14 protein-coding genes are annotated in these 13,278 nt (G+C 67.6%); 4 read left to right on the top strand and 10 right to left on the bottom strand.

From position 1 onward, the window contains the following. Positions 1–10: 10 nt before the first annotated feature. The 3 genes from ACWEOH_RS03940 to ACWEOH_RS03930 all read right to left on the bottom strand — a co-directional run bounded on the left by ACWEOH_RS03940 (position 11) and on the right by ACWEOH_RS03930 (position 2,880). Entirely contained in the window at positions 11–862 is an 852-nt protein-coding gene (locus ACWEOH_RS03940; protein WP_452028436.1) for a rolling circle replication-associated protein, read from the bottom strand. A 266-nt stretch (positions 863–1,128) separates the two neighbouring features. After that, a complete protein-coding gene (locus ACWEOH_RS03935) occupies positions 1,129–1,563 on the bottom strand; it encodes a DUF4304 domain-containing protein (RefSeq protein WP_452028434.1) in 435 nt (144 codons plus the stop codon). A 3-nt stretch (positions 1,564–1,566) separates the two neighbouring features. Beyond that, positions 1,567–2,880: a DUF222 domain-containing protein gene (locus ACWEOH_RS03930; RefSeq protein WP_452028432.1), complete on the bottom strand. Its 1,314-nt coding sequence runs from the start codon at positions 2,878–2,880 to the stop codon at positions 1,567–1,569. Positions 2,881–3,155: 275 nt separating this feature from the next. Here ACWEOH_RS03930 and ACWEOH_RS03925 point away from each other — a divergent pair, with 275 nt between their 5' ends. Next, entirely contained in the window at positions 3,156–4,061 is a 906-nt protein-coding gene (locus tag ACWEOH_RS03925; protein ID WP_452028430.1) for an aminoglycoside phosphotransferase family protein, read from the top strand. 44 nt (positions 4,062–4,105) lie between these two features. On the opposite strand, the gene sigJ is transcribed toward ACWEOH_RS03925, so the two are convergent. Continuing rightward, a complete protein-coding gene (gene sigJ, locus ACWEOH_RS03920) occupies positions 4,106–4,981 on the bottom strand; it encodes an RNA polymerase sigma factor SigJ (protein ID WP_452028428.1) in 876 nt (291 codons plus the stop codon). Between the two features lie 104 nt (positions 4,982–5,085). Here sigJ and ACWEOH_RS03915 point away from each other — a divergent pair, with 104 nt between their 5' ends. Then, entirely contained in the window at positions 5,086–5,508 is a 423-nt protein-coding gene (locus ACWEOH_RS03915) for a nitroreductase family deazaflavin-dependent oxidoreductase (RefSeq protein ID WP_452028426.1), read from the top strand. Between the two features lie 34 nt (positions 5,509–5,542). On the opposite strand, the gene ACWEOH_RS03910 is transcribed toward ACWEOH_RS03915, so the two are convergent. Genes ACWEOH_RS03910 through ACWEOH_RS03895 form a run of 4 tightly spaced genes read right to left on the bottom strand, consistent with a single transcriptional unit; the run spans position 5,543 to position 9,111 of the window. Further along, positions 5,543–7,285 (bottom strand): ABC1 kinase family protein, encoded by a 1,743-nt coding sequence (locus tag ACWEOH_RS03910; protein ID WP_452028424.1) that lies wholly within the window; start codon positions 7,283–7,285, stop codon positions 5,543–5,545. 37 nt (positions 7,286–7,322) lie between these two features. Further along, entirely contained in the window at positions 7,323–7,892 is a 570-nt protein-coding gene (locus ACWEOH_RS03905; RefSeq protein ID WP_452028423.1) for a PadR family transcriptional regulator, read from the bottom strand. Further along, positions 7,889–8,491, bottom strand: coding sequence for a GAF domain-containing protein (locus ACWEOH_RS03900; protein WP_452031838.1), 603 nt, complete (start codon positions 8,489–8,491; stop codon positions 7,889–7,891). Before ACWEOH_RS03900 ends, ACWEOH_RS03905 begins: the two co-directional genes overlap by 4 nt. After that, complete coding sequence (locus ACWEOH_RS03895; protein WP_452028421.1) at positions 8,488–9,111, bottom strand: hypothetical protein; 624 nt, start codon at positions 9,109–9,111, stop codon at positions 8,488–8,490. Before ACWEOH_RS03895 ends, ACWEOH_RS03900 begins: the two co-directional genes overlap by 4 nt. 123 nt (positions 9,112–9,234) lie before the next feature. Here ACWEOH_RS03895 and ACWEOH_RS03890 point away from each other — a divergent pair, with 123 nt between their 5' ends. Continuing rightward, a complete protein-coding gene (locus ACWEOH_RS03890) occupies positions 9,235–9,600 on the top strand; it encodes a hypothetical protein (RefSeq protein WP_452028419.1) in 366 nt (121 codons plus the stop codon). A 16-nt stretch (positions 9,601–9,616) separates the two neighbouring features. After that, positions 9,617–12,367 (top strand): CHAT domain-containing tetratricopeptide repeat protein, encoded by a 2,751-nt coding sequence (locus tag ACWEOH_RS03885; RefSeq protein WP_452028417.1) that lies wholly within the window; start codon positions 9,617–9,619, stop codon positions 12,365–12,367. A 10-nt stretch (positions 12,368–12,377) separates the two neighbouring features. Here the strand turns inward: ACWEOH_RS03885 and ACWEOH_RS03880 are convergent, their stop codons facing one another. Continuing rightward, positions 12,378–12,680 carry a hypothetical protein gene (locus ACWEOH_RS03880; RefSeq protein WP_452028416.1) on the bottom strand — a complete coding sequence of 101 codons (303 nt, stop codon included), beginning with the start codon at positions 12,678–12,680 and terminating at the stop codon, positions 12,378–12,380. Between the two features lie 32 nt (positions 12,681–12,712). Then, entirely contained in the window at positions 12,713–13,045 is a 333-nt protein-coding gene (locus ACWEOH_RS03875; protein ID WP_452028414.1) for a hypothetical protein, read from the bottom strand. Positions 13,046–13,278: the final 233 nt, after the last annotated feature.

Raw genomic sequence — 13,278 nt, 5'->3', positions numbered from 1 at the left:
ACCCGCAGCATCAGCGACCCCACTGAGCCCAGATCGCCGGAGCACCCTGCCACTCCGGATCCTCAGACGACGACCACCGCGTGAACGGATCACCGCCCATCAACTCGGACGCCGCATCGACCACCGCATGTGCCGATGACCCGGTCAACCGGATCCGTTCAGGCTGGAAGCCCTGCGCGACGTCATACCGATGCAACCCGAGATCCCGCGCCGCAGGATCCGCGAACGTCTTCGCGACGTACTTCGACAGGTACGTCGCCGCGATCCGCGCCTCCGACAGCGCACCCGACCCGACCGGCAGATCACCGATCAGCTTGATCCCGATGAACCCGTGACCCCAGGCCTCATCGATCAAGCGCCGCTTGATGTACTTCCCGACCGCGAAATGGGCATGCAGCCCGTGATCCGTCTTGTGCCACTCCGGAACCCACGCGTACGCAAACGGGTCACCGCCCAGCCCGTCGCGGACGTTCCGGAAGAACTCACCCAGATGCGACCGCAGCAACTGCGGGTCATGGTTGCCCACACCGCGATACGTCAGTGTGCCGAGCCGGTTCAACCGGTTCGCGGCACAGTACCGACGAAGCCGTGACCGCGCCCGACGCCCCGCCTCAGCAGCTGCCCGCTCAGGATCCCTCGCCGCACCACGGGCCACGTACTCCGGAACGCGGCGCACCGAACGCTGGAACGAACCGCCGCCCTCGCCAGCCGTAGGGCAAAGCGTGAACGACCAGCCAGCATCCGGGCGCACGAGAAACGACAAGGACGAACCGAAGGGAGAGACTGACACGAGAACCCGTTCGAAGGCGCCGACAAGAAGACGGCCCAAACAGGTAATAGGCAGCTTTCGCGCGACGGGCACCGGCCGGTTAGTGTCGCGCAGCCCTCCCAGGCAAGGGCTCCTCGCTCAGTCTCAACTTGTCCTCCCGACGGAACCTGGGACGCTCCTTAACCGAGATTGAGACCAGTCAACCCGACCCCACCGACACTCACCAGAACCACGAGCAGGGCACTAGCTGCCGCGTGGTCACCCCCTGGCGGGGGTGACCACTTGCCAACGACCGCGCTACCGGACTCCCGAGTTATGTTGCAGATTCAAGTCAAGTCGCGCCTGCGGCGCGCACTGCTTCAGAGCCGCTCCGATAGCCAAGGCGTCCCGTATTCGTCCAGAGTGGACATCACCGATTTCGCTACTTCCGCCAGATCTGATTGGGGTGACACACTCCACCAGACGTCCACGTTGTCTGGTGACGCGAGCATGCCCAAACGCTCCCAATGTCCGGGACTTCCTGGATGCGTCGTCGCGTTCGGAGCTTCGCGACCGCCTCGGCGCTCGCGTATTTCAGTCCAGTCGGCGCGACTCACCACCGTGAGGTTGACCGTGAACCTTACCTCGTCGCGGTCGCTGAATGATGACTTCTGTACGCCCGCGAGCACCCAGTGTGATTCGGAGGGCAACTGATACTTCCCGCCCGAGCCGGTCCAGCCGCGTGCGCGGAACCCAGGCGATAGACCTGTATTGACAAGCGCCACGAATGCCTGCTGGGCCGTCTCGATGTTCACGAGTCAACTATGACTATCAGCGAGCCAAGGGGCCAGCGGTTGGAACCGCGAGAGGTCGTATTCGCGATTGACGCCGTTCGAGAGGTCGGTCGGCCCGGCATCGCGGTGCCACCAGTCGATGTGATGCGCTTCGACGTACACGATGTTCTGGCCGCAGGCGGCGCATCCGCCGTCGCGTTCGCCGAGTGCGAGCCGCTGGGCCTTGGTGAACAGCCGGGACGCCCTTCCGAGATCGAGCGGGAGGCTGTCGCCACCGAGGACGGCCGGGATCAGTTCCGCGTCGGCCGCCATGCGACGCGCGGTGCCGGCTGAGATGGGCTGGTCGTGTCCGTCGATCCGTGCGTGTCCCAGCCCGGTGACGAGGGTGTCGAGGTCGACGCGCACGACGACCGTGGTCTTCGCGAGCGGCGTGAGGGTCTGCGTGCAGCCGAGCGCGTGGCGGGCGAGCGCCGCGAGCGCGTCGGCCTGGATCTGCGCGATCGACCGGTGGTCGTCGACGACGGGGTCGGGATCGCCGTCGCCGGGTTCGCGTCGGCGGAGCACGTCGCTGACCAACGCCTCGATCGCCGCCTTCACCGGAGCAGCGCTCTCGGGGTCGAGGCGGGCGTGCAGGTTGACCATGCCTCGCCCGTCTTCACGCATCGTCAGCGAGCGCTCCATTCGGAGCAGCTCCTCGCGGGGCTCGACTCCGTCGGGATCGAGTCGGGCCTCCGCTTCGCGTACCCCGCGAGCGAGCGTCTCGAGCGGCACCGTCGCCGCCAGGTCGACGAGCGCCGCCTCGACGAGGTCGATGCTGCTCGCCTCGGCCCTCGTCGAGGCCCGGTCGAGCATCGAGGTGATCGCGGATGCCGCCTCGATGCCGATCTTCGCGGCCTCCAGCGCAGCAGCGACATGGGGATGCCGCGCCGGCAGCCGCTCACCGGTGAACGTCTGCCGCTGGGCGGTGGCGGTGCCGACGGCGATGAGCCTCTGCGCGTCGGCTCGGGATGCTCCGGTCGACGCGGCGATGAGTCGCACCGGGTTGTGGAAGCCCTGGGCCTTCGCCAGTCCGGTGTCACCGAACTCCTGCCCGGATCGCTTCGTCACCTCGGCCGCGACCCTGGCGAGCATGACGTCGACCTCTCGCCGAACCATCGCGAGCGCATCGGTGACCCGCACGAGCCCACTGTCGCTCATCTGCTCGACCTCGACCTGCGCACCTCCGCCGATGGCACCCGCGGCCGGCATGGAGCCGGCCCACGCCTCGCACAGCGCGGCGACGTCGCGTTCGAGGGCAGCGAGCGGCAGCGGCTGCTCGAGCTGGGGGCGCGGTTCCATGCTTCGATCCTGCACCCACCCACTGACATTCGATCGCGTGCAGAAAGCATCCATGATCAGGGATTTGCCTGTGGAGAACTCGACCCGATGTCCGCCTGCGGAGGACGAGTCACGCTGGTCGGCGGGTTCGTGGCGGAGCCGCGGGGGCGGCTCGAAGCGAGCCTCGCCTCGGGCGGCGGGCAGCAGCTTGGCCGCGTGCGCGGCATCCGTCACCGTCGAGCCCGCGGCATCCGTCACCGTCGAGCGCGCCGCGTCCGTCTGCGAAACTGACCCGGATGCCCCTGCACCCCGATGAGCTCCCGATCGACGCCGATCTCGCGGCATCGCTCATCCGTCGCGACCGTCCCGAATGGGCCGATCTGCCGTTGACGCCGGCCGGTGGCGGCACCGACAACGTGATGTTCCGCTTCGGTGACGACCTGCTGGTGCGCATGCCGCGCACGCCCGGGGGCGTCGGCTCGCTGCGCAAGGAGCGCGCGTGGCTGCCGCAGCTCGCGCCCGCGCTGCCGGTCCGCATCCCCGAGCCGGTGCACCCCGGGTCACCGTCGGACGCGTACCCGGTGGAGTGGTCGGTGTACCGGTGGATCGACGGCGCCCCGCCGACCTCCGACACCGTGAGCGACTGGACGCGGTTCGGCGCCGAGCTCGCCGGATTCGTCCGCGACCTGCACCGCACCGACCTCATGGGCGCCGAGCGCGCGGGGGAGTTGAGCTGGTACCGCGGCGGCAGTCTGCGCGAACCCGAGCATTGGGTGGCGCCCGCATTCGCGGCATCCGGCCCGCTGGTCGGCGCCGACTTCGACCTCGACCGGCTCGAGCGGTGGTGGCGGGAGGCGCTCGCGCTGCCCGACTCGCCGGCGCCGCATGTGTGGCTGCACGGCGACCTGCGCCCCGGCAACCTGCTCGCCCACCGCGGACGCCTGCACGCCGTGATCGACTTCGGCGCCCTCTCGGTCGGCGCGCCCGACGCCGAGCACGCCGCCGTCTGGGACCTCCCGCCCGACGCCCGCCGCGCCTACTGGGATGCGCTCGACCTCGACGAGTCCACCTGGCTGCGCGCCCGCGGCTGGGCGATCGCGGTCGCGATCAGCGGCATCCCGTACTACTGGGACACCTTCCCGGAGTTCGTCGCCGAATGCCGAGCCCGGCTCGAGGCGATCCTCGCCGACGGCGAACGGTGACGGATGCCGCGTGGCGGCGCAGCACGCGGGCCGCCGCGCTCATCTCACCGCACGTGCCCGAGCTTCTTCGGATTCCCGACGCCGTGGATGGCCGAGATCCGGTCGTCGGCGAACTCGAGTGCGAGCACGGCGAGCACCCGTCCCCGGCGGCGAACGATGATCCCGGGCTCCGCGTTCACCTCCGCGACCTCGAAGTCGAGGCCGAGGCCGCCCACGCTGGCGAGGAATCGACGGCCGACCGTCTCGGCTCCGACGACCACCTCGGTCGGCGCGTCCGGGAAGACGCCACCCGAGTCGAAGTGGCCCGTGGCATCCGTTGCGAGCACCTCGACCAGCCCGTCGAGGTCGCCGTCGGATGCCGCGACGGCGAATCGCTCCGTCAGCCGGCGGGCGGCGGCGGGGTCGACGGTGAACCGGGCGGCACCCTGCGCGGCGATCCGCTTCCGCGCCCGCGACGCGGACTGCCGCGCGCTCGCCGGGCTCACCCCGAGGACGTCCGCGATGCGGTCGAACCCGAGGTCGAAGACGTCGTGGAGCAGGAACGCCGTGCGCTCCGCCGGCGTGAGATGTTCGAGCACGACGAGCAGCGCTATCCGCACCGAGTCGTCGAGGGTGACCCGGTCCTCGGGGAGGGTGCGCTCGTCGGTGACGATCGGTTCGGGCAGCCAGGGTCCGACGTATGCGCGGCGGGAATGCTCGTGCGCGCGCAGCCGGTCGATCGCGAGCCGCGAGGCGACGGTGACCAGCCAGGCGCGCGGGTCGTCGAGCGGCTCAGCGTGATGGTCGTCGTCGCGAGCGAGCAGTCGGAGGTAGGTCTCCTGGGTGACATCCTCCGCCTCGGCGACGGAACCCAGCACCCGGTAGGCGACGTCGCGCACGACGTGCCGGTGCGCGGTCCAGAGGTCGGCGAACTCGGTCATGACAGGTAGACGATGCACCAGCCGCGAACGTGACGCAAGCACGGATGCCGCGTGCGGATGTCGCGCGGATGTCACATCGGCGGCGGTTCATCCGTCTCCTCTGCATGAACGAGACCTCCGAACAGTCCCGACCCCCGGAGTCGCGCATCGCCGGCGGACCGCCCCGTCGGCTCGTGAACGCGACCGCGCCCGTCGCCCGCGCCCTGGCGGGACGCCGCTGGGTGCCGCTGTGGGCGCTGATCCGCCATCGCGGGCGCCGCAGCGGCACCGCCTACGAGACGCCGATCGCGGTCGTGCCGACGACGGATGCCGCGATCGTGATGATCGGGCTGCCGTGGGGTGCGAAGACGAACTGGGCCCGCAACGTCGTCTCGGCGGATCGCGCATCGCTGCGCTGGAAGGGGCGCGACGTCGAGCTCATCCATCCGCGGATCGTCGACGGCGCCGAGGCGGAAGGGCTCGCGAAGGCGCCGTTCCGGCCGGTGCTCAAGCGCTTTCCTGCGGCGATCGTGTTCCAGCGGGGATGACCGGCGCACGGATGCCGCGGTGGCGCGGCATCCGTCACCGCGGCCCGCGCCGCCGGCCGAACAGCCCGGCGAACACTGCATGCAGGAACGGGATCACTGACACGACCATCAGCGTGATGCCCCACACCGGCTCGTCGTTGCGCAGCAGGACGCCGCCGAGGAACAGGCCGACGAACAGCACCGCCGAGACGACCCGCTGGGCCGCGTTCTCGAGTCGCACCATCCGCTGCTCGATCTTCGGCGAGCTTGCGACGACGCGCCCTTCCTCGATACGGGTCGCGAGCGCGTCGACGCGCTGCGGCAGCCCGGCGAGCGTGGTCGCGTACGACAGTGCTTGCTGCCCGAGCGCCTGCACGAAGTTGCCGCGCTCGTCGCGCAGGAGCTGGGCGGCGTAGGGCTCGACGGCGTCCCACATGTTGAAGTCGGGGTCGAGCGAGCTGCACATGCCCGAGGTCAGTGACATCGCCCGGATGATGAGCAGGAAGTTGTCGGGCAGCGTGAACGGCAGCGCCCGCACGACCTCGCCGAACTCGATCGCGAAGCTGCGCAGCTCGCGCTCGTCGACCTGCCGCACCTCGGCAAGGCCCATCCCGCCGAAGCGCGCGAACAGCTCGGACATCGCGCGCTCGAGCTCCGCCGTGTCGGCCGACGGCAGCAGGATGCCGACACTCCGGATGCTCTCGACCAGGCGCTTCCCGTCGCGTGCGGCGACGGCGAGCATGAGCTGCTGCAGCCCGCGCCTCAGTCCGTCGGGCACCTCGCCCATCATGCCGAAGTCGATGAAGGTGAGCCGGTACGTCGGCGACGAACGACCCGGCGCGGCATCCGTCACGCTCGAAGCCCGCGACGCGGCATCCGTCACCCGCTCGACCGGGGTGACGAAGATGTTGCCGGGGTGCGGGTCGGCGTGGAAGAAGCCGTCGCGGAAGAGCTGGTCGAACATGACGGTCGCGAACTGCTTCGCGACCACCTTCGGGTCGATGCCCGCGGCAAGCAGGGCCTCGCGGTCGTTGATCTTGATCGCGGTCACGTCGGCGAGCGTCAGCACGCGACGCGTCGTGCGCTCCCAGACGACCTCGGGCGCGGCGACGCGCGGGTCGCCGGCGAAGCTCGCGGCGAACCGCTCGGCGTTGCCCGCCTCGTGCAGGTAGTCGATCTCCTCGAGGCTCGTGGTGGCGAACTCCTCGACGAGGGAGGGGACGTCCACGTGGTTCGCGACGAAGCGCACGCGGCTGAGCCATCCGGCGACGCGACGCAGCGCCGACAGGTCGACGTCGACGATGGTCTCGATGCCCGGTCGCTGCACCTTGACGACGGCCTCGTCGTAGCCCATGTCGGCGGCGTCGAGCGGCGAGAGCGTGGCGCGGTGCGCCTGGCCGAGGGATGCCGCGGCGAGCGGTTCGGGGTCGAACGACGCGTACGCGCGCTCGAGCGGGATGCCCAGCTCGGCCTCCGCGAGCCGCAGGATGGCGTCGAACGGCACGGGCGGCACCTCGTCCTGGAGGCCGGCGAGCTCGCGCGTGATCTCGGGCGGCAGCACGTCGAGGCGCGACGACATGTACTGGCCGACCTTGATCATGAGGCCGCCGAGGTCGACCGCGAGCGCGTGGAAGCGCCGGGCGATGCGCGTCAGCCGCGCTTCGCGCCCGCGGGCCGCCACCTTGCCCAGGCCGATGCGCGGCAGCACGAGCTCGTACCACCACGTCTGGACGATGTATCGCGCGGCGAATCGCAGGATCCGCCGGTAGCGGGCACGAGTGTTCCCCACATCGGGCATCCTGCCTGCTGGATGCCGACGTGTCGAGGGCACCGAGTCAGCCCTGGGCGAGGATCGAGTAGAGCCGACGACGTGCGTCGTCGAGGACCTCGACCGCCTGCTTCACCTGCTCGGGCGTTCCCGAACGCTGGAGCTGCGCCGCCGCCTGCGCGAGCTCGATGCCGGCCTTGGGCAGCGCGCCGCCGGGCCCGAAGTCGCGCGGGCTCGAGGTCTGCCACGGCGCCGGGCGATCGGCGGATGCCTCGGCCTCCGCCCTCCCAGCTTCGGTCAGCGAGTAGGTCTTGCGCCCGTCCGCCTCCTCTGCGGTGATGAGCCCCTCGTCAGCGAGCAGCTGCAGTGTCGGATACACCGAGCCCGCGCTCGGCTTCCACGCGCCGCCGCTGCGCTCGGCGATCTCGCTGATGATCTGATAGCCGTGCATCGGCTTCTCGGCGAGCAGCGCGAGCACCGCCGCGCGGACGTCGCCGCGGCCCATGCGTGGGCCGGCCTTCTGCTCGAACATGCCACGGAGCTGGTTGAGGGCGTCCCAGAGGTTGGGGCCTGGGCCGCCTTGGCCCCAGTTGCTCGAGGGGCCGGTGAAGCCGCCGCCCATGTACGAATCGCTCATGATGACCTCCCTGAAGCGGGGCCCTGGTCGGGTCTCGACGATATATCAACGATATATCGTTCGGGCGCTTCGGGGTAGACCGTGAATCCGCGTGAACATGTGCCTTGAGCGAGGTCACCGGGTACGAATGCCGCGGGCGGCGCGGCATCCGTCACGAGCACCTCAATCAGCCATGCCGGCCTCCGGGCCGCCAGTCGACGGGCGTCGAGCGTCTCACCGATCAGAGCCGCGAGTTCGTGGATGTTCGCCTCGTCGGATTCGTCGAAGTCGCGCCTACTGCTCTTGTCGCTCAGTTGCAGCATGCCGTGCCGTCGACCGTCGTCGCTGCAGACACTCGTGGCCAGCCATCCCCGCATCGGCGGGTAGGCCGCAGCGAACGGACCGAAGCCTTGGTTGAGCGGATGCGACAACACCTCGGCATCGGTCAGCCGGATGACCTCGCCGGGTGGGATCCTCAGCCCATGCAGGCCCTCGCCCCTCGGGTCGACTCGGAAGTCACGGAAGGCTGCGTACTTCTCGCTCATGCTGAAGTACTTGCGTCCCCGCGACGAGTCCTCGCCGATCCTGAGCTTGGCGGCCGCGAGCTCGGCGCCGGTCAGCGCGCGGGCGATCTTGCAGGTGCGGCGCAGCAGCGCGTCGAGCTGAGCGGCGAGCTCTGGCTCGAGCGATCCCGCCGCCAGGATCGGCGTGATCTCGATCTCGACGTCACCGGGCTGCATGGCACCAACCTAGCGCGCGACGGCGCGACACGGTCGGGCCCGGCGCGGTGCTTTCCCTCACCTGCTGACCCGTAGGTCGCGCCACCCGAACCCGCCGGGCTCGGGAAGCGCGGTGCGGATCTGATCTGCGGTGACATCCGCCGCGGTCGCGGGTCGTCGGACACGGATGCTGCCGGCGGCGCGGTATCCGTCACGCCCTCGGCGAGCATGCGCACCTGCGCCTTCGCGACGAGTGGCACCTTCATCGTCCACTCGGTCAGCTGCGCGAGCGCGTACTGCGCCCACACCGGCCACGGCACCACGATCACGCGGCGATCGACGACGGATGCCACGCGCCGCACGGCCTTCGACAGCAGCAGCTGCTCGGCGCCGACGACGGTCTCGCGCCACATCCGACCGTCGACCGCGGCCTCGAGGATGTCGGTGAGGTCCTCGATCGGGATGGGCCGGATGGGCTTCTCGCGGAAGCCGACCGTCGCGAACACCGGCAGGGTCTGCACGGTGTGGCTGAAGTGGTAACCCCGCCGCAGATCATGCCCGCCCTGGGGCAGGAAGAGTGGACGATTGCGGGTCGCCAGGCTTCATGCCACCCTCAGCAATGGGACCAACGATGGGGGTGGGGGATGTCGGAGGACGAGCAAATTGTTATCGAGGCTGATGGGATTCCGTCGGCGGAACTTCATGCGCTCGTGCGCAGCACCGGCTTCGAAGAGGTGCAGATCGAGGCGGACGACTATCGCGCAGTGGACCCAGGGTACGTTGCCGCGGTGATCACGGGCATTGTGGCCATGGCGGGACCGTTCATCGCGAAGCTCGCTGACCGGTTGTTCGAGAAGGCGCCGCGGGCTCGCATCGTCCTCGTGTCAGCGGATGGTGGCCAGCGCATCGAGTTGGACGCTGAGCTGGCCGGGGACCTACGGGATCAGCTTATTCAGCGAGCGGTCGCCGGGACCGGTCTTCGTGTTCTCATCGAGCGAAACACGCATTGAGACGAGATGACGGACGATGGGTTCGCAATCCAGGGGTCTCTCGCCGGAATTCCAAGACGCGGTCATCGCTGATTTCGGCGTCGACGCGCCTGCAGAGTTCGTTGCAAGTGTCGTCGACTTCGCCTCATCCGCACTCAAGCGCTATGAGGCGACAAAGAAAGGACATGACGCAGCCGATGCAGCCAACGCGCTGTTCAACATGGATGGGTTCTCATGCGCGTCGGCGCTCCTGTCTCAAGCGCTCCGGATACCCGTCAAGACCTCTTCGAAGGTCCTACCCCCACAGCCCTTGATCGCCAATCGACTCGGTGAGATCCTCCTTCATCGCGGGATGCCGAATGACGCGCGACCGCTGTTCGAAGAAGGCATTGCGTTGCTCGAGAAGACAGCCGTCGACCATCGGATTGAGAGCGCCGCCCTTCACTCGAACCTCGCGCACGTGTATTCGGCACTCGACGACCCCGAGACCGCCCAGCAGCATCTCTTGACGGCATTGCAACTCCATCAGCAGGCACACGACTATCCCTGGGCCATCGCCCAGACCCTCAATGCCCTCGGTCGCGTTGAGATCGAACTCGCTCGAGCATCGGGGCCGCTTTATGTCAATGGTTTTGTGAACGACAACTCACAGCGGCACCTCCGGAGTGCGGACGAGTGCTTCGGCCTGGCGAGGGAGACGTTCGAATCGGAGCTTCCGGCGCATGTCGACAATTTGGCGCGCACGATGCTCGCGCTGCTCGAGCTCGCGACGATCAGAAGGGATCAGGACGCTCGTACGCAATTAAGCACGGACCTTATGCAGCTGGCTGGAGCTTACGAGCTCGCTTCGAGCACTGAGTGGGACGTGCTCGCACAGCGCGCGGCAGTCCTCTTCGATGCAGAGCACCCCGAGCGCGTCATAAATGAGATTGCAGAGCGAATGGCGGTCGTACTTCCCCGGCTCCGACCGCACGAAATCCATGTGGGAGGCCTACCCACGCTATTCAGGGCATATTCAATGCTCGTCGATGAGCATGCGATGCACCTCGCGCAGGTCATCACTGAGATCGACGAGCGTCAGATCGGGTCGCTCCTGTCGAACAGTTCCGGGCGAGGCCTTCGGGCGGCATATGCACCCATCGTCGAGCGCATGTCGCTCCTGATTGGTCACCTTCTTCCGTCGGAGTCCGAGGGGGAAGTCAGTGATTGGGTCTACGACATCGTCGTCAATCGCAAGGGAGTGGTAGCGGAACGTGAGGGCTCGGCATGGCTGCGAGCGCGAACAACACCGGAAAGGCGTGCTCAATTTGAAGAAGTTCGGCGACTGCGGTCTGAAGTCGCGCGAGTCGACCTCGAAGGCGGAGACGTCGGCTTCATCCAAGATGCGCGCGAGCGCTACCGTGACGCCGAGCGAGAGCTTGCGAAGGCGGAGGCCGACTTGCGTCCAGGCAACTATACCGATGGTCGAGAGTGGCACGTTGCAGTCGACGAAGTAAGGCGATCGCTCCCACCAGACTCGATGCTTGTCGACCTTGTGCCAGCGGTGAGGCGGGATGGTTCTGAGCATGCCGTTGCATTTATTGTCAGCCCGCTCGGCGGAGCCCCAACTCGATATCTCGATCTTGGGCTCCTAGGTGACGTTTATGAGCGTCTGAACCGTGCCGCAGACCTGCTAAGTCGCGCACCACAGAAGGGAGACACGGTCAGTGAACGATTGGCAGAGTTAGCATCGACCCTGCCTCCGCTCTTTGCTCAGATTTGGGTGACGCCCCAGGTCCTGATCGCGCCAAGCGGCGTCTGGTCTCGAGCTCCGTTCTCTACATTCCTCGACGCGACTGCGCGGCCTTTGATCGAACGGACGACACTGTCGCTAGTGCCGAGCGCACGTTGGCTCACTCGTTTCATCGAGCGAGGCGCCTCCAATGAGATCCCGGGCACACCTTTGGTGATCGGTGATGCGGATTTCGACGCGGGCCTGCCAAGCAACTTGCCCTTCTTCATGAGTATGCGTGTGTCTCAACTGCCCCATACCCGGACTGAAGCCGAAGACATCGCGACAATGCTGGGTATCGAGCCAGTGCTCGGACCCGCTGCAACACGTACTGCGGTGCTTCAAGTCGTTCGGCCGCGGGTACTCCACATCGCTTCCCATGGCACGTTTCTCACGGCCATTGGCAGTCTTGCGGAACAGGCTGAACCTCGCGCCAGCGTGCTGAGCGCAGTCGCCGGCGTGGTGCAAGAAGTAGACGTCAGTCTGGCATCGTTCGGGCTGGTAGCGCAGTCAAACCATGGATCGGTGCCAGTCGAAGATGCCCATCGTCGGCGTGTGACCTGGTTAACCGCCACAGGGCCGTCCTCCCCGTCTTCTCGGAGTGTCCTGCTGCTCGCTGGGTTCAATGCCTGGGTGGGCGGGAGCGAGACCCCTGCGGACATCGGGAACGGGATGCTTTCTGCATCCGAGTTCGCTTTGCTCGAGCTCGATTCCACGGACCTAGTCGTACTTTCAGCATGCAATTCGGGCGCCGGTGCCGTGGACTTCGCCGACGGTAGTCTGCTTGGCCTACGCACAGCAGCACTTGCGGCGGGTGCGACCGGCTGCGTGTCAACTCTCTGGGAGGTGCCAGACGCTTCGACGGCGCAGTTCATGCAGGCGTTCTACCGGTTGCACCTTGGGGGCGAAGGAAGCGCCAGAGCGCTTCGCCAAGCAACCCTCGAACTGCGTGAGCGATACCCGGACCCATTCTTCTGGGCGCCATGGGTGTACGAAGGAGGAGGCCAGTCTCGGTAGATCTGCCACGCTATTCGGCAGGTTGGCCGCCCGTAAGCTCTCGTAGAGCAAAGGCCGACGCCGGGTCGAATGGGCTATCGAAACCATCGTCATCCACGGTCTGTGGCTCGGCATCGCACGCACTGGCGGAAGCGTACTGCGCCCACACCGAGCACGGCACCACGACCAGCCGACGTCCGATGATAGATGCCACGCGCCGCAGGGCCCTCGACAGCAGCTGTTCGGCCGTCGATCGGCGGCGCACTTCATCATCCATGACGCTCCCCGGGCGGTCGTCGATCTCGTGCTCGAGTACTTCGTCGCGGCCGAGCATCTGCCCGACGGCGCCTTCTCAAGCCAAGGTGCTCAGGAGTTCAGCGCGGCTTCGTATGCATGTGCCGCGTCGGCGATCTCCCACCGTTCTACGAACGAGTCATCGGGAATAAGGTATGGGCGGTCGTAGGAGCTGCCGTTGGTACACATGTAGTCGTCGTGCCAGTCATCGTTCATTGTTGGGTCCCAGTAGCACTCCCATCCTTCGACAGGGTCGACGAGCTCGGCGGGCGGGTCTGGGATGACCTCAACGGGCTTACGCTCGGGCAGGTCGTAGTTGTCGAGGCCCTCCGCGCTCGTGCATCCGGCGAGGAGGCAGACCGAGGCGACGGCGAGGATGGCGAGGGTGAAGGTGGGCTGCTTCACGACTGGTCTCGGGCCAGTGTCAGCCCCGCATCCTCGCCCCAGGAAGGCGCCCCGGCCGGTTGCATGTCGCGCTTCTTCGGCCTGAGTCATCGACGTCGGGTCTCTCTCGTGAGGGGGCTGGACTGGCTGGCTGTTCGGGCTGTATCCCTCAACGGTCCGACGCCTATGATGTCGGTTGCGTCGCCCACTTCGCGCCGCCCAGGCGCCACTGGCCTCAGAACTGGGGGCACGAA

Source organism: Agromyces sp. NPDC004153 (assembly GCF_053603635.1).
The sequence above is the reverse complement of the archived record's forward strand: the minus strand, read 5'-3'. Positions and strand labels throughout refer to the sequence as shown.

Coding starts and splice junctions, on each gene's coding strand:
- ACWEOH_RS03930 (WP_452028432.1), bottom strand. CDS start 2,880: ATGGAACCGCGCCCCCAGCTCGAGCAGCCGCTGCCGCTCGCTGCCCTC.
- ACWEOH_RS03925 (WP_452028430.1), top strand. CDS start 3,156: ATGCCCCTGCACCCCGATGAGCTCCCGATCGACGCCGATCTCGCGGCA.
- sigJ (WP_452028428.1), bottom strand. CDS start 4,981: ATGACCGAGTTCGCCGACCTCTGGACCGCGCACCGGCACGTCGTGCGC.
- ACWEOH_RS03915 (WP_452028426.1), top strand. CDS start 5,086: ATGAACGAGACCTCCGAACAGTCCCGACCCCCGGAGTCGCGCATCGCC.
- ACWEOH_RS03910 (WP_452028424.1), bottom strand. CDS start 7,285: ATGCCCGATGTGGGGAACACTCGTGCCCGCTACCGGCGGATCCTGCGA.
- ACWEOH_RS03905 (WP_452028423.1), bottom strand. CDS start 7,892: ATGAGCGATTCGTACATGGGCGGCGGCTTCACCGGCCCCTCGAGCAAC.
- ACWEOH_RS03890 (WP_452028419.1), top strand. CDS start 9,235: ATGTCGGAGGACGAGCAAATTGTTATCGAGGCTGATGGGATTCCGTCG.
- ACWEOH_RS03885 (WP_452028417.1), top strand. CDS start 9,617: ATGGGTTCGCAATCCAGGGGTCTCTCGCCGGAATTCCAAGACGCGGTC.
- ACWEOH_RS03880 (WP_452028416.1), bottom strand. CDS start 12,680: ATGCTCGGCCGCGACGAAGTACTCGAGCACGAGATCGACGACCGCCCG.